The organism is Allobaculum fili, assembly GCF_020969955.1.
GTDB classification, from domain to species: Bacteria; Bacillota_I; Bacilli_A; order Erysipelotrichales; family Erysipelotrichaceae; genus Allobaculum; species Allobaculum fili.
In genome coordinates this window covers 22,051-38,747 of sequence record NZ_JAHDSX010000023.1, presented here as the reverse complement: position 1 = coordinate 38,747, position 16,697 = coordinate 22,051, and the positions used below count along the sequence as shown (strand labels likewise).

Genomic DNA, 16,697 nt, shown 5'->3' with positions numbered 1-16,697 from the left:
TATGCGTTTATGTTTCGTGAATAAATGATTGTTCGAGTACTTATTGTGATTTTAAGAATCGACGTTGTGTATTTCGAATTTCTTGATCTGTCTGTAAAGTTTTCAAAGAGCCATCTGTTTGTGAGAAACTCAATGTCTCTCACAAGGCTTGTTTATCATATCATCGTCAGAAATCTCTGTCAACAACTATTTGTGAATTTCTTTAATGATTTCACTTAAGTTGCTTTCTTCGATATCTAAAGGTGATTTGACGCGTCGTGGAAGTGATTCCCTTAACGCTCACTTAGAATACCACGGCCTTTTCGTCTCCGCAAGCCTTGTTTGTGAATTTTTAAAATACTTTCACATCTAGGGATTACGAGAGGTTTAACTGTGTCCTTCCAGCGGCTGTCTGCTTTCAAACATCTTTGTTAAGATACTCCATCTTTACGGAGTCTGTCAAATTAAAGCACTCGCGGCGAGCCTTCAGAAAATTGAAATAGTAAATTCCAGTCCTGGGGGAAATACGGAAATTGAAACGGTAAATTCCAGTTCGGATCTTACCTTTCCCAAAGGCCCCGTCTTCTTTCCAGCCCCTGCTCTAACCCCCGCTGTTAAAATGGAGGGAGATTGCAGAACGTTCCTGCGACGGACGCTCAAAATGCAGAATTTCCATTCTGCGGTTTTGAGCCGTGCCCGCAGCGAGAACGTTCGATTCCCATACATTCGATTTTCATACATATAAGAAGAGAAAGAAGAAAAGGAAACCGAAACTTTTATGAAAACGACATTTGAAGTGTGTGCCGGCTCCCTCGCGGACTGCCTGGCTGCGCAAAATGGCGGAGCGGATCGAATTGAGCTGAACAGCGCGCTTGCTCTTGGCGGTCTGTCTCCTTCCCTGCGCGTGCTCAAGGAAGCCAAAGCGCAGTGTTCCATTCCCATCATCTGCATGGTTCGGCCCCGTGAAGCGGGATTTCATTACAGCCCCGAAGAATTTTCGCTCATGCTTCTGGAAGCCAGAGACTTTCTGGACTCTGGAGCCGACGGAATTGCCTTTGGCTTTTTGCGGGCGGATGGAACGATCGATCCGGACCAGACCCTGCAGATGGTTACGCTGATCCACACGTATCCAGACAAAGAGGCGGTCTTTCATCGGGCGATCGATGTCGTTCCGGACTACAGCCAGGCCATTCAGACACTGATCGATCTGAACGTGGATCGCATTTTGACCAGCGGTACACAGTCATCTGCACCAAAAGGCGCTCTGGTATTCAAGGAAATCCAGCAGCGCTATGGTGATCAGATTCAGATCCTGGCCGGTGCTGGGCTCAATCCAGAAAACGTTGGAGACTTCCTTCGTCAAAGCGGAGTACACCAGGTCCATTCTTCCGCAAAATCCTGGAAAAGAGACCCGACGACTCAGAGAGGCGAAGTCAGCTATTCCGCCTATCCAGGCGAACATGCGATGGATTATCCATGCGCCAGTGTGGAGGTCATCCGCGTCTTTCGCCAAGCCTGCGATACGATCTGATCTTTTCGAATGCACTGAATTCACTCTGTCTTTTCAAAGCAAAAGGGATGCAGCGGCATCCCTTTTTTAAGCGCCTGATCAAACAGGGCTGTATTTATTCTTTGAAGTTCTGGACTAGAGGGTTGTAGATTCGAGCTCGCTCTCAGTCTCGTTCTGAAGATCTTCATCCTGACGCCAGAGCATTTCCAGAAGCTGTCCGAACCGTCTATCCTGATCAGCCGGAGTCTTCTGGATCTTATCCTCATCGACAAGTACTTTTACGTCACCAAGTTCTTTCATCTGTAAATTCTCGACTTCTTTAGACATGTGTGCTTCCTCCTTACTCATTGGACTGTCCAGTCGATTGGAGCAGTGAACGGATATATTGAAAACTATCTAAATCGTACTTTTTATTTTCAAGGATTTTCAATGGACTTTCTAAAGTTTTCTTTAACAGATTTCAATCATTTTTATTATGAATAGATTGCTTTATCTATATTTTGGGTCCTCTGCCTCAGTCGAGTTTTCCAAGGTCCATTTTGGATTTTCCCAATTTATGAAAATTCTCTCAAATCTAACGCTCTTATTTTTACATTTTTTCAGTAAATTTACGGGGTGTTTTCTTGCAATCGTCCTCTTTTTATGATGTTTCGCATGTTTTGGATAATTTATTGCACAGAAAACGTTTTTGACGACTGTTTCCTTTCGTTCGTTATCTTTTCTTTTCTGGCTTCTTAGCAATTCGGCAAAATTTCGCTTGGGATCCGATTCGTTTCTTCCTCCCGTTCACGAAAAAAGAGGTGCGACAGCACCCCTTCTGGTTTCGTGAATTCATTTCATTATTCGTGTTTGCGCAGACAGATCGGCTGTCGACGCGGATGGGTTTCATCAGGCCTTGCGGGCCTTTTTCTCTTTGGCGACGGTTTCTGCCAGCGCGAGAATTTCCTTGGCGTTAGCCAGCGCATAGTCCCGGGAAGAAATGACGCCTACAGGTACGCCCAGACGTTTTTCCACTTCCTCTTTGTAGTAGCCGATCTGCGGACCAAGCAGAACCGCGTCCGCATGACGGGAAACCGGATAATAATCTCCCAGACCGCGGGAAGTCAGTTCATACGGCAGTTTCCGGCTCGAAATGTACTCCTCTACTTTTTTGACGATCCAGCTTGAGGTAAGTCCGCCGGAACAAATTAGATCAATTCTCATTTCCTCTCCTTTTTCCCTTTACAGGTTTGCGGATCTGGCTTTGGACAGACTGCTTGGTGACGTGCAGTCCGCCTGATTTTGAAGCAGAGGGATTCAATGCCGATCTTCAAGTTCGTTCAGACGTTTTTCGAGTCTGGACGTACGCTCTTCCAGTCGGGTCTGCGTTTTAATCAGGCTGATCATCTGTTCCGCAAGTTCAAGAACGACCGAAGCCGAGCTCAGATGGTCCTGGGAATGCACCAGCAGGACGTTGACCTGCCGTGTTTTTCCGTTCATTTCCTCAAAAAGGACATCCGTCTGCGCCCGATGGGCTTTGTCATACGCCTTGCGGCTTTTCGCCAGACATTCTTCGCATCGGGTGTAGTCCCCTTTTCTGGCTGCTGAAACGGCTTCGAGAGCCAGAGAGCGGGATTCCGATGCATCCGCAATCATTCCAAAAGATATCATATCAAGATCGGTATTCATGTTCATACTCCTGTCAGTGAATTGACTGCGATGGATGTATTTTCCGGTTCATCCCAGAGGAAATGGAAAACCGCTTCATTCTGAGCACCCCATGAGGCTTCATCATGCCGTCCGTCCTCCGCGATCACGACTTTTCCCAGTCCGCCGCGATCGATCAGAGAATTCCGGTATTCATCCAGCAGCATCTGTGCTTCCATTCTCTGCCTCGGCGAAAGCTCCTGGGAACCAAACGACCAGTAAATCCGGGTATCTGGATCGAGAACGGTCTGTTCGTATTCTCTGGAAATCTCCTCTTCACATACCGCAAAGGACGGGGAAAGGCATGCAGCTTTTGAAAACACTTCATTATGGTGGATCACCGCATAAAAAGCCATCAGGCCGCCCATGGAGCTGCCTGCGATCGCGGTTGCTTCTCTTTGCGGCCAGGTTCGATAGGTGGAATCAATTTCAGGTTTCAGTTTCTGAATAATCCATTCCATCAGCACGGCACCCTTTCCTGCCGTTTCCCCGTAAAACGTCTGGGCAAGCGCATACGGCGTGTATTCGTGAAGCCGGTTCTGTCCCCGGATATCGCATTCAATGCCCACAACAATGACTTTGCGCTGCGCGGCATCGAGATAGTCCTTCAGTTTCCAGGACGTTCCAAACGTTGCCTGTTCATCGTAGAAGAGATTCTGACCGTCAAACATATAGAGGACGGGATAGCGTTCCTCGCTCTGGTAATAGTCATCTGGAAGGTAGACATCCACAAAGCCAAGCCGGTTGAGCGGAGTGATTCGGACAGGTACTTTACTGATCATAAAAGAGTTCCTTTCTTCGAAAGATCTGTTCTTTCTCATTGTACCGTATCGAATCCAGCGATAATTTAAGGATTAAAAACCCGTAAAAAATATTCACACGAACATCTGTTTACTAGCTTTATTTTTAATTTGGATGACTTATTTTAATTGTATTCGTCTTTTTATCAAACTTCGCTTTTATTCCACTACCACAATTGAGCCTGATTTGTTATTATCAAAATGTTCGTTCCGGTTGAAATTTCCACCAGAATCTCCCTTCCGGGACGAACAAAGAAGCCGCTCTGCGGCTTTTTTTAATGCTCGGGCAATTATTCACTTGTTTATACTGCACGATCATATTTTTAAACTTTCATTCTTCCCGGCGATTCTCAAAAGAATGTGAAATTTTACCTTTCCGAGAAAGAATTTATCTTTTCAAAGTGGCCGTAAAAATCATTTTCGGTGCCTTGCCTAAGCGGCGAATTATGATGTTCGTCCAAACAGAAAAAAGCGGAAGCCTGAGATCAGACTTCCGGGACTGGCGATGGCGTCCACGAGAGGATTTGAACCTCCGACCCCACGCTTAGGAGGCGTGTGCTCTATCCAGCTGAGCTACGTGGACAATGCAGATCGCAAAGCAGACATATAAAGAGAAAGTCAGCTTTCGCTGACTCGAATTTTCTAATGGCGCACCCGAGAGGACTCGAACCTCCAACCACCAGAATCGGAATCTGTTACTCTATCCATTGAGCTACGGGCACATGTACAGCTATTATAAAACCTCACTCCTCTCTTTTCAAGCGGGCCAAAAACAGGTCTGGACAAAGAGCGAATCCGGCCTGCCGCACCAACGAAATCTTAATATTCTTTTTGCTGCGTTTGTTTTTCCTCTTATCGCACGTTCTGTTATGCGCTGCATCGCGCACAGTCCCGCGTATTTCGCCTTGCAATTTGCCCTTCTATTCCTTTATCCCATCTGCTTTTGTACATTCCGGCCGTTCTGTTGAAGAAAGAACGGCCGTTTCTCTTGAAAACACAAACGTCCCGGTCAAATATGAAATCTGTCTGAAACTCTATTTTTCTTTTTTCCGAAAACTTTTCCGAAAACTTTTTCAGACATCAGGAGGTTAATTCAAGAATGAAAACTGCAGTAATTGATGTTGGCGGCGGCATGCGCGGCATGTATGCGGCGGGCGTTCTCGATGCCTGCCTCGAAGAACACGTTCATTTTGATATCGCAATCGGCGTGAGCGCCGGCAGCGCCAACCTGGCCAGCTTTATCGCCGGGCAGATCGGACGGACGTACAAATTTTACCGGGACTATTCCGGACGTCCGGAATACATGTCGGCCTCGAACTTTCTGCGCAGCGGCTCCTATATCGACATGGACTACATTTACAGTTTCCTTTCGAACACAGACGGTGAATATCCCCTCGCCTACAAAGCCATGAAAGAAAATCCTGCGGAGCTGATCGTTGTAGCGACCAACGCCATCACCGGCAAGCCTGCCTATTTCGACAGTTCCTGGATGGACGAAGACCAGTATGACATTTTCAAGGCCAGCTGTTCGATTCCCGTTGTAAACAAACCGTATCCAGTCGGAGGCATTCCGTTTTTTGACGGTGCGCTTTCCGATCCCGTTCCCATCGACAAAGCCATTGAACTCGGTGCGGATAAAATTGTTCTGATTCTCACCAAGCCCTCGGATCTGGTGCGCTCAAGCCGCAAGGATGTAACATTAGCTTCCTTCATGGGCCATTATCCCCTCGCCGCGCAGGGCCTTCGCGAACGCGCTGCCCGCTACAACAAAGACGTAGAGCGGGCTTTGCAGATGGAAAAGGAAGGCAAGGTTCTCGTCATCGCGCCAAACGATACATGCGGCGTCGATACGCTCAACCGCAATCCGGAACAGCTTCATCATCTTTATCTCAAAGGCTTCAAGGACGGTTTGAAAATTGCCGAATTCATAAAGCCCGAAGAGAAATAGATCTCCGTTTTTTTCGATCCAGCTCTATATACATGCATACCCCGTCCGGGATAAGGCCAGAAGGCAGAATCCCGGACGGGGTATTTCTGTACTGGATTTTTGTTGGGAAACTTTCTGTCCGTATTGTGCCAGACAGAACCAGACGTTCTGGCCAAAGGGACGGACTTACTGAGAATCTCTATCCTCGTCTGCAAAGAAGGTCGGGACCATCCGTTCGTTATACTGCGTGGAAACGATACCGGCATCGGACAGGCGGGAATACACGCCCGCAAAATGGCCGTTATACACATACAGACCGGTCAGGTTGGCGTAGCCGATAAAGCCGTGATCGCTCAGCAGGTCAATGTTTTCGCTGCGATAATGCGGCACGTATTCCTGGACAATGAACGGCTGTCCTGTCAGATCTTCGAGCAGCTGCTTCCAGCGCTCCTGGGAAAGATCGACCCCCGCGTACACGCCTTTGGCGCCATAGCCTTCCTTCGGTTTAATAATCCACTGATCCTTATGTTCGAGAAGCCGGGTAAGATCGGCATCACTCAGATCCATGGACTGCGGCAGGTGCGCATCGAGAAACGCGCATTCCTGCGGCGTGAAATACTGGCGAAGCACCGGCGAAAACAGAGCTTCGCTGATCGCCTTGGAGTGAATGACCTGCGTCTGGAAATTGCCGACCAGAACGACGGCCTGTTTGCGAACGGCTTCCAGAAAATCCGTCGATTCATCGTATTTTTCCAGCACGTCGCTCGTCACCGCCCGACGGTAAATCGCGTCAAACGCGGTATTCGTCTTTTTGCTTCGAAGTGCCTTTCCATCGAACACAAAATCGCGGACATCCACGACTTCGCAGACATAGCCTTTGGCTTCAAACAAGTCGCGAAACGCGTACAGCTCGGGCAGATAGGCGTTTTCCAGATAATCGCTGATCGCAATGGCAGGCTTGTCTTCCACTCCGGCTTCCTTCACGTCCTGCAGAAAACTTTCGGCCCAGCTGTCCATCAGTTCCTGATGACGCACAGCCGGTTTCAGATCGTTCCATACATTGTTCAGCGCCATGAATTCGTCCATCATCTGGTTTTCATACATGGCGGACGTTCCGTCGGTGTTGAATTCGCAGACTTTGAACGAGCCGTCGTCTTCGTTATAAAAAATGTCGATGCGAAGCATGGGAATCGCGCTCGAATAGCGGTTATCGATCTGAATCAGTTCTTCGAGTTTCGCATCAAAACCGAACAGTTTTCGCACCTCGGGATTTGCTTTGTAGGCGGCAATCGTCTTTTCAAAAATGCCATAAAACTGATCGCAAAGATGCGCAAACGCTTTTTCATCCGCATCGGAAAAGAACTTTGGCATGTGCAGCGTCCGCGTGTAAATGGCCACCGGATTCACCGCGCCGGGTACTTCGTATTCGAGCGGCGAGTTCTGAATGGCGCGCGACGTTTTCAGGGCGCTCAGATGACTTTGCGTCGGATTCTGCCGAATATGCCCCAGCCAGCTTTGTTCCAGTTTCGTAACTGCTTTAGACTTCATTACTCACGCTCACTTCACGTAAATCGAAGCCTTCAGCTGATCAAGCTTTTCCTTGCCTAGCAGGGCTTCGATCAGAGCATAGGCAAAGTCGATCGAGTAGCCCGCGGAACGGCCGGTAATCAGTTTTCCGTCCGTTACGGTTCCCTGCTCTTTATAGCTGCCTTTAAAGTCTTCGTTCATGGACGTAAAGCAGGTGTAGTTCTTGCCTTCCAGCAGGCCCATATGGCCAAGGATCGTCGGAGCGGCACAAATCGCGCCGACAATCTGGTTTGGATTGTTCCAGGCTTCCCGGATGACTTCGAGCGCTTTTGGATTTTTTTCAAGCAGCGCATAGTGCGGACCGCCTGGGATAATCAGGGCATCCGCCTGTGAAAAGTCATAGAGATCCATAGGGATCATTGGAGAATAGATGATTCCAAAGCGGCCGGTTCCTTCGCGCAGGTTGGCCGCGCTGACCAGGTCCACCGCAATGCCGGCTCGTTTGAGCAGAGCAATCGGGCCCATGGCCTCAAGTTCTTCAAATCCGTTGTCCATCAGTACAGCGGCTTTTTTCATAATTACCATCTCTCTTTCTGCAGTTTCATCTTACCTTTTTCGGCGCTCAGGACGGATGCGTTTGCCATAGGGAAATCGCTGTAAGCAAGAAAAATGACATGCTGTCGAGTTTGTTCCTTTCCTTCCCTTCCGCATTCACTTTCTTCTTTTCTTCCTCTGAACCGTTCTGGTTTGTCGAGCCAGCACCGGTCCATCCGTTTTTGAGCGTCTGTTTCTTCGATCCGCTTCTTACGTTCTGCTTCAGAAAGGCAGTCTTTGCGTTTAGACAGTACGGTCGTTCTATCTATCTCTTTCGACTCTTTCGGGCCTGCCTGCTTTTATTGCCTTTCAATTCGGCGATAATGGAGACAGAAGATCTGGAGGTTTTCAAATGAAAAGGTATATGTTTAATTTCAACGTAAAGGATACGCTCGTTCTGGCGCTTCTTTATCTGCTTTGCGGACTGGCGCTCTGCTTCTTCCAGGGCAGCATTCTGACGACCGTCGTCCGCATCATCGGCATTGTTCTGATCGCCTATGGCGCCTACATGCTTTACGTCTATTTCGGCGTCCACAAATCCGCCGATACAGCTCCGATGTTTTCCGGCGTTCCGTCTTTGGTTCTCGGTCTGATCATGGTGTGCTGGCCGCATACGATCATCAACTTCATCCCGATCATCGTCGGCGTTCTGCTCGTGATCAACTCGATTGTTCAGATTCAGTCTTCGCTCGTCTTAAAAAGCTATGGCGCTTCGAGCTGGGTATTCTCCCTGGTTGTTGCCCTCTGCCTTCTGGCTCTTGGCATTTTCCTCGTCATCAAACCCGGATCCATCATCGATACGATTATGACGATTGCCGGCGTTGCGCTGATCGTTCAGGCAGTTGTTCTCTGCTTTGACGCCTTTGCGACACGCAAGAGCCGCTAAGCGCCATTTATTGCAATTCACATTTCTTCGGTTTTAAAAGCACCGGCTGTTCGATCCCGATCAGCCGGTGCTTTCGTCTAGTATGGAAGCTTCATTTGAATCGCATCGGAATGAATCAGGCGTTTTCCAGCAAAACCAGCTTTTCGAGAAGACCTTCTTCTTCCAGCTGCGCTTTGAGTTCCTGAAGCGTCTTTTGATCGATGCGATCGTTTTGTGCGCTGTAAAGGGCTTCTGCCAGAGCGCACAGTGCGGTGGAATGCAGGATTTCATTCATGAGACTTCCTGCCAGAACGCGCTGCTTTCTGTCGTTGAGAATGGAAAAGTCAAATGAAGTATCCGAGGCAAAGCGTGTGTAGTCTTCCAGCCGGGTATCGTCGGGACGATTAAAGCCGGGCACGCCAAGTTCCGCCAGATACGGACAGACACCTTCACGAAGCAGGCTGAGAAGCGCCTTGGCTAAAAACAGAACGGACGCGCTCAGATCCGGATTTTCCATGTCTTCATAGTAAATTTCCAGATCCATCGCCGCTTCCAGAAACTCTCTGGTCTGCGCATCCATCGCCGTGCACAGAATCGGACGGAAACCAAAGAAGGCATCAATTGTCGGCTCTTCTTCATCCTCTTCAGTTTCATCCTCTTCGCCTTCGGCTTCTTCTTCGCTTTCCTCTTCTGCGGTCTCTTCTTCTGCGGTCTCTTCTTCTGCGGTCTCTTCTTTTTCAGCTTCCTGTTCTTCGCTTACGAATCCAGCCGGCTCCTCTTCCAACGGATCAGCGCTCTGGTTTACGGAATCTGGATCGGCATTTTCTTCCATACGCTCTTCTTCAACGCCGCTTTGCGCGCCGTTTTTCTGTTCAGAATCGGTCTCTGTCTCCGGCTGTCCTGTACTCTCGGTATTAAACATGTCCGAGAGATCGGACATCTGCCTTGCAAGCGTCTGCATATCCATGTTCTGGGCAAGATTGTGCGCCTGCTCCAGAATCTGTTTCTTTTCTTCGTCGCTCATCGCATTCAGCATTTCCTCAATTGCGCCGGACGTTAAAAAATCAAACATACCCATATTCTGTATTCTCCTTTCTTCCAGAGCGTTAACGGACTGGATTCTTCTTTATCGCTTCCATTTTAGGACAGACGCCCTGCCGCACCAAGAAATCCGAAATTCTCTTCAGACGCCCACAGGCAGACACAACCGGTCGACAAGGAATAAAGAAACAGGACAAAAAGAAATGCGGCTCTGATCGTTCAGGTCCTTGATCGGATCTTTGCATCAGAGCCGCAAATCGGTTCAGAACAGCGTATGTTCCCAGATCCGCTTCGCCATGCCGGGTAAAAGCGGATCGCGTCAGATTACATCAGTTTACGGGACAGGTCCTTCATGTCCGCAACGGAGGTTTCTCTCGGATTTCCCGGACGGCACGCATCTGCATAGGCGGATTCGGCAAGGAAATCGAGATCTTCTTCGCGCAGCGCATCCAGCTTTTCTGGAATGCCTACGTCGGCGGAAAGTTTCTTCACCGCGTCAATGGTAGCTTTGCGGTATTCCTTTTCGCTCATGCCCGTCGTATCGACGTCCATGGCTTCCGCAATTTTTCTGAACTTATCGCCGGTTGCTTTCTGGTTGTATTCCATCACGATGGGCGGCAGGATTGCGCACGCTACGCCATGGGGCGCGTTGTAGAACGCACCGAGTGTGTGCGCCATGGAGTGGGCAATGCCCAGGCCGACGTTCGAGAACGCCATGCCGGTTACAAACTGACCAAGCGCCATGCCTTCACGGCCTTCGGGGTCGTTTTCGACCGTCTTGCGCAGATTCTGGCTGATCAGGTGAATGGCTTCCAGGTTGAGGCAGTCGGCCAGTTCCCAGGCCGCTGCGGTCGTGCAGCCTTCAATTGCGTGCGTCAGCGTATCCATTCCGGTTGCAGCTCTGAGCCCTTTAGGCATGGAACTCATCATGTCGGGGTCAACGATCGCCACGTTAGGAATGTCGTTCGTATCGACACAGACGAATTTACGCTTGCGTTCTGGATCGATGATCACGTAGTTGATCGTCGCTTCGGCAGCGGTTCCTGCTGTCGTCGGGACAGCAATGGTGAAGACAGTCGGATTTTTCGTGTCGGCAACGCCTTCGAGCGAGCGAACGTCCGCAAACTCAGGGTTGTTGATGATAATGCCGATGGCTTTGCCGGTATCCATGCGCTTCCTTCGCCGACGGTAATCATGGAGTCTGCACCGGATTCCTTATACGCTTTGACGCCGTGCTGCACATTTTCGATGGTCGGGTTGGGCTGGATGTCGAAATTGACTGTGTAGTCCATGCCGTTCGCGTCGAGCAGATCGGTAATTTTCTTCGTTACGCCAAATTTCACCAGATCCGGGTCGGTCGCGATAAACGCTTTTTTGAAGCCTTTGCTTCGGACGATTCCAGGAATTTCCTGAATCCCCCCTTTGCCGTGATAGGAAACGGCATTGGGAACAAAACGATTTACCATTTTCTTTTTCTCCTGTTTTTGATGTAACCCTTTACATTTCTTGGCATAAAACATATATCGCAATTTTTATGCCGTATGGGGGGGAGAAAAGCGGTATATATCGTCAAAACCAGCGAGTTGTGCCTGCAGCGCTTCTTTTAAACCATGTGTCCCCTATACGGCAAACGGCAGGCCCTTTGCGGCCTGCCGTTTTCTCATATTCTTTTTCGATTGTGTATCTGTATTCGATCAGTCTGTAAACATTTCGCTGGAAAGATAGCGATCGCCGGTATCGGGAAGGAGCGCCACAATGAGCTTGCCTTCGTTTTCCAGACGGGAAGCCAGTTCTAAAGCCGCGGCTGCCGCCGCGCCGGAGGAAATGCCGGCCAGAATACCTTCCTTGCGCGCCAGATCCCGGCCCGTTTTCAGCGCGTCTTCGTCGCTGACTTCGATCACTTCGTCATAAATCGAGCGATCGAGCGTATCCGGAATGAAGTTGGCGCCAATGCCCTGCAGCTTGTGTGGACCGGCTTTGCCGCCCGAAAGCAGCGGAGAGCCGGCGGGTTCGACCGCCACGATTTTCACGTTCGGATTTTTTTCCCTGAGGTATTTTCCGACACCGCTGAGCGTTCCGCCCGTGCCGACGCCGGCAACAAAAATGTCGACCTTGCCGTCCGTATCTTCCCAGATTTCCGGACCGGTCGTCAGATAGTGCGTTTCAGGGTTGTCCGGATTTTCAAACTGACCCGGTACAAAGACATCGCCGATTTCTTTTCCGATTTCTTCGGCTTTGGCTACCGCGCCGGCCATGCCTTCTCTGCCTTTGGTCAAAACGACTTCCGCGCCGAAGGCCTTAAGCAGATTGCGGCGTTCTATCGACATAGAATCCGGCATAACAATAATCGTGCGATAGCCTTTGCGTGCGCCCACGAGCGCTTCGCCGATGCCGGTATTTCCGGAAGTGGCTTCAATAATGGTCATGCCTTTTTTCAGGCGCCCTTCTTTTTCGGCTTTTTCAATCATGTGCAGCGCAATGCGGTCTTTTGCGGATCCGCCCGGATTGAGCGCTTCCAGCTTGAAGACCACGCGGGCTTTCGAATCGTTTTCCTGTTCCAGTACACCGGCTTCCACCAGGGGCGTATTGCCGATCACATCCAGAATCGTCTCATGAATTTTCATTGGAAATCCTTTCTTGCCATCCTGAACTGGCTTTTACTTTTGGGATCGGCCTGGGAGCACTCCCGCATGACGATCGGACCCCGTCGTCAGCCGCAGTCCGCTCAAAAGCCGTCCGTTTTTTATCGTCCTGTTTCCATCCTATCGCTCTTCATCGAGAGTGAGAGCGCGGTGTCTGGAAAATGTCCCGTTTCCCGGCTTTCCTGAGCGATTTTGAAAAAGTCTGTTTCTGCCGAATCTTTTTCTTTCCGCTTTGCAGCATACAAAAAACCAGTCGGCATCTCGTTTTGAGCGCCGGCCGGTTTACAGCCTTGTACAAAATTCGCGATCAGCTGACCTGGGAGTTCAGCCAAGCGAAGATGAATCCGTCCAGATCCCCGTCGAGCACGCTCTGGGCCTGACTGGTTTCGCAGCCGGTTCTTGCGTCCTTGACCATCGTGTAGGGATGCAGAACGTACGAACGGATCTGGGATCCCCATTCGTTAGCTTTGACTTCACCGCGCAGTTCGGCGATTTTCTTCTGCTGGTTTTCGATTTCCAGCTGAAGCAGCCGGGATTTCAAAATGCGCAGGGCTTCTTCACGGTTCTGAATCTGACTTCGTCCAGACTGGCAGGTCGCCACGATGCCCGTCGGCAGGTGGACCATGCGAATCGCGGAGTCGGTCTTGTTAATGTGCTGACCGCCCGCGCCGGACGCGCGTTTGGTTTCCACAAGAAGATCTTCCGGCTTGATCTCGATTTCGATGTCGTCGTTAAACTGCGGCATGACTTCCACCGACGCAAACGAAGTGTGACGGCGAGCACCCGCATCGAAGGGCGAAATGCGCACCAGACGATGCACGCCTTTTTCGCCTTTGAGATAGCCGTAGGCTTTTTCGCCCTCAATCAGGATGGTCGCCGATTTCAGACCGGCTTCCTGTTCTTCCTGATAGTCGAGCACGGTTACTTTCCAGCCCTTATTCTGTGCGTAGCGGGTGTACATGCGATAGAGCATGGACGCCCAGTCGCACGCTTCCGTTCCGCCGGCTCCCGGATGGAATTCCAGAATGGCGTTGGAATCGTCGTATTCCCCCGACAGCAGAACCTTCACCTGGAAGGTTTCCATTTTCTTTGCGGCCTCTTCCATTTCTTCCGAGGCCATTTCCAGCAGATCCTCGTCCATCTCTTCCTTGAGCACGTCATACGCTTCCGAAACGGAATCCATGTCGGCGCGCAGTTCGTTATAGGAGGTGACAATGTCCTTTAAGGAGTTCTGCTTGCGGATTACGCTCTGGGCTTTTTTCTGATCGCTCCAGAAATCTTCCGCCAGCATCTGCCGGTCGTAGTCTTCAATCTGCTTTTCCTTGGATGGCAGGTCAAAGCGACTCACCCAGAGAGTCCAACTTCTCCAGGTGAGTAGCAAGCATTTGTTTCAGTTCAAAAAGTTCCATTACTTCTGCACTCTTTCTTTAGCGGCTTCCCGAACCTGCTCGACCTTGTTCGTCGGCTGCGGTTTCGGCGCGCGGAATTTCAGAAGGTTCGAAACGATTTCGCGGTCGATTCGACGGTTCATTTCCTCGAACATGTCAAAGCCTTCCTGCACGTACTGCTGCAGCGGGTTGTTCTGGGCGTAGCTGCGCAGACCGATGCCGGCGCGCAGTTTTTCCATCAGGTCGATGTGCGCAACCCAGTTGCGGTCGATGGTGGCCAGAACGATGTCCTTTTCGTAGCGTTTGAACGGTTCACGGACGAGATCGATTTCTTCGTCGAATTCTTTCCATACCCGGTTGAAAATGTAGTCCTTGAGTTCGTTGAAGTTCTTGCCTTCGAGCTCCTCGACATGGAAGCCGCGATCGCCTTTCAGGCCGAGCACTTCGAGGGAACGGACGAGTTCCGGCAGGTCGACTTCGCCTTTGCGCTCATCCGACAGGTCCGCCTGGAGCGTCTGCTCGATGACTTTTTCCATCATCAGTCTGACCATATCCGATACGTCGTCGGATTCGAGAACTTTGTTTCTCTGGTCGTAAATGATTTCACGCTGTCTTCGCAGAACGTCATCGTAGTCCAGAACGTTTTTACGGGTATCGAAGTTCGAGCCTTCGACCTTCTTCTGAGCCATTGTAATCGAACGGGTAACCTGTTTGGACTCAATCTGCCCTTCGCCCAGCGAAGAGAACAGGTTTTTGAGCTTGTCGGTACCAAAGCGAACCATCAGATCGTCTTCGAGAGAAACGTAGAAGCGGGAGAATCCGGGGTCGCCCTGACGGCCGGAACGGCCGCGCAGCTGGTTGTCGATACGACGGGATTCGTGACGCTCGGAACCGAGAACAGCCAGACCGCCGAGTTCGCGGCTTTCCTTAGTCAGCTTGATGTCGGTACCGCGGCCAGCCATGTTGGTGGCGATCGTTACGGATTTTGGACGGCCGGCCTTGGCGATGATTTCCGCCTCGCGCGCGTGGTTTTTGGCGTTCAGCACTTCGTGCGGAATGCCTTCGTCATTGAGCATCTTGTCAAGCAGTTCGGAAACTTCTACGGCGATGGTGCCGACCAGAACCGGCTGGCCCTTTTCGTAAAGTTCCTTGACTTTGGCAACGAGCGCTTTGTATTTATCGCTCTTGTGCACGTAGATTTCGTCCGGAAGGTCCTGACGGGCGATCGGACGGTTTGTCGGGATGACGATAACGCGCATGTTATACGTGCTTAAGAATTCCTCTTCCTCGGTCTTGGCGGTACCGGTCATGCCGGCCAGCTTGTCGTACAGACGGAACAGGTTCTGGTAGGTAATCGTAGCCAGGGTAGACGTTTCTTCCTTAATCGGCACGTTTTCCTTCGCTTCGATGGCCTGGTGCAGACCTTCGGAGAATACGCGTCCCGGCATGGTACGTCCGGTGAACTGGTCGACGATGACGATTTCGGAATCATCGCTGACTACGTATTCCACGTCCTTGGTCATGATGTAGTTGGCACGCAGCGCCTGGTTGATGTGGTGTACGAGCTGGGTATTGTTCAGGTCGTACAGGTTCGGTACATTGAAGAACTTTTCGGCTTTTTCTACACCGCTGTCGGTCAGAATGCACTGACGGATTTTTTCATCGATGTCGTAGTCGCCGGAAAGCAGTTCCTTTTCCTTCGTTTTCTTGTCGTATTCATACTCCGGAGCGGTCAGAGTCTTTACGAAGCGGTCGGCCGCAATGTAGAGGTTTGCGGTATCTTTCGAACCCCCGGAAATAATCAGCGGGGTTCTCGCTTCATCGACCAGAACGGAGTCGACCTCATCGACGATGGCGACGTGCAGGCCGCGCTGTACGCGGTCTTCGACGCGGCGGGCCATGTTGTCGCGCAGGTAGTCAAATCCAAGTTCGGAGTTGGTGGTGTACGTAATGTCGCAGTTGTACGCTTCTCGTTTCTGCGCTTCGCTCATTTCATGCTTGTTTACGCCGACGGTCAGACCCAGGAAACGGTAAATTTCGCCCATCCAGGCCGCATCTCGTCCGGCGAGGTATTCATTGACGGTAATAACATGAACGCCTTTGCCTTCGAGGGCATTCAGGTAAACCGCCATAGTGGCTGTCAGCGTTTTACCTTCACCCGTTTTCATCTCGGCAATGTCGCCGCGATGCATCGCAATGGAACCTTCAACCTGCACTTTGAACGGCTTTTCACCGATCACGCGGCTGGCGGCTTCGCGGGCTGTCGCGAAGGCTTCCGGCAGAAGATCATCAAGCGTTTCGCCTTTGGCAAGACGTTCACGGTATTCATCGGTTTTATGTCTCAGTTCATCATCAGACAGATTCTTCATTTCCTGCTCGCGGGCAAGAACGAGATCTGCTGTTTTTTCCAGTTTTTTCAGTTCTCTAGCGTCCTCAGAGAACAGACCTCCAAAAAGAGCCATGTGTTTCTCCTCTCAAATCTCATACGAATTCATTTCATTCTATCATAGCCGCTCATGAACCTCTATGGCTTATTGAAAGCGGATACGGCCGGAAAACCCGATCCGTACGGGTTTTCCCTGCCGGCTTTTTCCCCGAAATTTTCGCATTTTTCCTAGAAAGTCTACAGGAAAAGCACGGCTTGCAGGAATGAAAAGTATCATACGCTATTCAGCATAAATACACCGTTAAATATTGGAAATCTTCTTTACGGATCATTATTTTTGCGTATTTAAAAA

The 16,697-nt window shown here is 50.4% G+C and carries 14 protein-coding genes, 2 tRNA genes and 1 pseudogene; 3 read left to right on the top strand and 14 right to left on the bottom strand.

Annotated features, from left to right (window positions below; translation table 11 throughout):
* Nucleotides 1–757 precede the first annotated feature (757 nt).
* Nucleotides 758–1,510, top strand: a complete 753-nt coding sequence (locus tag Afil_RS06605) for a copper homeostasis protein CutC (RefSeq protein WP_230267778.1) — start codon at nt 758–760, stop codon at nt 1,508–1,510.
* 114 nt (nt 1,511–1,624) lie between these two features.
* On the opposite strand, the gene Afil_RS06600 is transcribed toward Afil_RS06605, so the two are convergent.
* The 6 genes from Afil_RS06600 to Afil_RS06575 form a co-directional block, all read right to left on the bottom strand.
* Nucleotides 1,625–1,816 (bottom strand): hypothetical protein, encoded by a 192-nt coding sequence (locus tag Afil_RS06600; RefSeq protein WP_230267777.1) that lies wholly within the window; start codon nt 1,814–1,816, stop codon nt 1,625–1,627.
* A 561-nt stretch (nt 1,817–2,377) separates the two neighbouring features.
* Entirely contained in the window at nt 2,378–2,692 is a 315-nt protein-coding gene (locus tag Afil_RS06595; protein WP_230267776.1) for a PTS sugar transporter subunit IIB, read from the bottom strand.
* A gap of 93 nt (nt 2,693–2,785) precedes the next feature.
* Entirely contained in the window at nt 2,786–3,157 is a 372-nt protein-coding gene (locus tag Afil_RS06590; protein WP_230267775.1) for a PTS sugar transporter subunit IIA, read from the bottom strand.
* A 2-nt stretch (nt 3,158–3,159) separates the two neighbouring features.
* A complete protein-coding gene (locus Afil_RS06585; RefSeq protein WP_230267774.1) occupies nt 3,160–3,957 on the bottom strand; it encodes an alpha/beta hydrolase in 798 nt (265 codons plus the stop codon).
* 524 nt (nt 3,958–4,481) lie between these two features.
* A tRNA-Arg gene (locus tag Afil_RS06580) sits at nt 4,482–4,558 on the bottom strand.
* A 63-nt stretch (nt 4,559–4,621) separates the two neighbouring features.
* Nucleotides 4,622–4,697 (bottom strand) — tRNA-Arg (locus tag Afil_RS06575).
* Between the two features lie 377 nt (nt 4,698–5,074).
* Between Afil_RS06575 and Afil_RS06570 the strand changes: the two genes are divergently transcribed.
* Entirely contained in the window at nt 5,075–5,923 is an 849-nt protein-coding gene (locus Afil_RS06570) for a patatin-like phospholipase family protein (protein ID WP_230267773.1), read from the top strand.
* A 165-nt stretch (nt 5,924–6,088) separates the two neighbouring features.
* Here the strand turns inward: Afil_RS06570 and Afil_RS06565 are convergent, their stop codons facing one another.
* Both Afil_RS06565 and Afil_RS06560 read right to left on the bottom strand, forming a co-directional pair.
* Nucleotides 6,089–7,450, bottom strand: a complete 1,362-nt coding sequence (locus tag Afil_RS06565; RefSeq protein WP_230267772.1) for a circularly permuted type 2 ATP-grasp protein — start codon at nt 7,448–7,450, stop codon at nt 6,089–6,091.
* A 9-nt stretch (nt 7,451–7,459) separates the two neighbouring features.
* Nucleotides 7,460–8,014: a DJ-1/PfpI family protein gene (locus tag Afil_RS06560; RefSeq protein WP_353887486.1), complete on the bottom strand. Its 555-nt coding sequence runs from the start codon at nt 8,012–8,014 to the stop codon at nt 7,460–7,462.
* A gap of 361 nt (nt 8,015–8,375) precedes the next feature.
* Between Afil_RS06560 and Afil_RS06555 the strand changes: the two genes are divergently transcribed.
* Nucleotides 8,376–8,909, top strand: coding sequence for an HdeD family acid-resistance protein (locus Afil_RS06555; RefSeq protein ID WP_230267771.1), 534 nt, complete (start codon nt 8,376–8,378; stop codon nt 8,907–8,909).
* A gap of 115 nt (nt 8,910–9,024) precedes the next feature.
* Here the strand turns inward: Afil_RS06555 and Afil_RS06550 are convergent, their stop codons facing one another.
* The 6 genes and pseudogenes from Afil_RS06550 to secA all read right to left on the bottom strand — a co-directional run bounded on the left by Afil_RS06550 (nt 9,025) and on the right by secA (nt 16,421).
* Nucleotides 9,025–9,966 carry a hypothetical protein gene (locus Afil_RS06550; RefSeq protein ID WP_230267770.1) on the bottom strand — a complete coding sequence of 314 codons (942 nt, stop codon included), beginning with the start codon at nt 9,964–9,966 and terminating at the stop codon, nt 9,025–9,027.
* Nucleotides 9,967–10,253: 287 nt separating this feature from the next.
* A complete protein-coding gene (locus Afil_RS11515) occupies nt 10,254–10,817 on the bottom strand; it encodes a dehydroquinate synthase/iron-containing alcohol dehydrogenase family protein (protein ID WP_439647323.1) in 564 nt (187 codons plus the stop codon).
* Between the two features lie 105 nt (nt 10,818–10,922).
* Nucleotides 10,923–11,395 (bottom strand): annotated as a pseudogene (locus Afil_RS11510) (iron-containing alcohol dehydrogenase); the annotation flags it as partial.
* Between the two features lie 228 nt (nt 11,396–11,623).
* Complete coding sequence (cysK, locus tag Afil_RS06540; protein ID WP_230267769.1) at nt 11,624–12,553, bottom strand: cysteine synthase A; 930 nt, start codon at nt 12,551–12,553, stop codon at nt 11,624–11,626.
* A gap of 325 nt (nt 12,554–12,878) precedes the next feature.
* Nucleotides 12,879–13,980 (bottom strand): peptide chain release factor 2 gene (gene prfB, locus Afil_RS06535; protein WP_230267768.1). Its coding sequence is split into 2 segments (ribosomal slippage): nt 12,879–13,907 and nt 13,909–13,980, totalling 1,101 coding nucleotides; the frame shifts between segments, so codons are not numbered across the junction.
* Complete coding sequence (gene secA / locus Afil_RS06530) at nt 13,980–16,421, bottom strand: preprotein translocase subunit SecA (protein ID WP_230267767.1); 2,442 nt, start codon at nt 16,419–16,421, stop codon at nt 13,980–13,982. The genes prfB and secA overlap by 1 nt, the downstream gene beginning before the upstream one ends.
* Nucleotides 16,422–16,697 lie beyond the last annotated feature (276 nt).

What these genes read in the sequence shown, in the direction of transcription:
- Afil_RS06605 (WP_230267778.1), top strand. Translation starts at nt 758, where the DNA reads ATGAAAACGACATTTGAAGTGTGTGCCGGCTCCCTCGCGGACTGCCTG.
- Afil_RS06600 (WP_230267777.1), bottom strand. Translation starts at nt 1,816, where the DNA reads ATGTCTAAAGAAGTCGAGAATTTACAGATGAAAGAACTTGGTGACGTA.
- Afil_RS06595 (WP_230267776.1), bottom strand. Translation starts at nt 2,692, where the DNA reads ATGAGAATTGATCTAATTTGTTCCGGCGGACTTACCTCAAGCTGGATC.
- Afil_RS06590 (WP_230267775.1), bottom strand. Translation starts at nt 3,157, where the DNA reads ATGAATACCGATCTTGATATGATATCTTTTGGAATGATTGCGGATGCA.
- Afil_RS06585 (WP_230267774.1), bottom strand. Translation starts at nt 3,957, where the DNA reads ATGATCAGTAAAGTACCTGTCCGAATCACTCCGCTCAACCGGCTTGGC.
- Afil_RS06570 (WP_230267773.1), top strand. Translation starts at nt 5,075, where the DNA reads ATGAAAACTGCAGTAATTGATGTTGGCGGCGGCATGCGCGGCATGTAT.
- Afil_RS06565 (WP_230267772.1), bottom strand. Translation starts at nt 7,450, where the DNA reads ATGAAGTCTAAAGCAGTTACGAAACTGGAACAAAGCTGGCTGGGGCAT.
- Afil_RS06560 (WP_353887486.1), bottom strand. Translation starts at nt 8,014, where the DNA reads ATGGTAATTATGAAAAAAGCCGCTGTACTGATGGACAACGGATTTGAA.
- Afil_RS06555 (WP_230267771.1), top strand. Translation starts at nt 8,376, where the DNA reads ATGAAAAGGTATATGTTTAATTTCAACGTAAAGGATACGCTCGTTCTG.
- Afil_RS06550 (WP_230267770.1), bottom strand. Translation starts at nt 9,966, where the DNA reads ATGGGTATGTTTGATTTTTTAACGTCCGGCGCAATTGAGGAAATGCTG.
- Afil_RS11515 (WP_439647323.1), bottom strand. Translation starts at nt 10,817, where the DNA reads ATGGATACGCTGACGCACGCAATTGAAGGCTGCACGACCGCAGCGGCC.
- cysK (WP_230267769.1), bottom strand. Translation starts at nt 12,553, where the DNA reads ATGAAAATTCATGAGACGATTCTGGATGTGATCGGCAATACGCCCCTG.
- secA (WP_230267767.1), bottom strand. Translation starts at nt 16,421, where the DNA reads ATGGCTCTTTTTGGAGGTCTGTTCTCTGAGGACGCTAGAGAACTGAAA.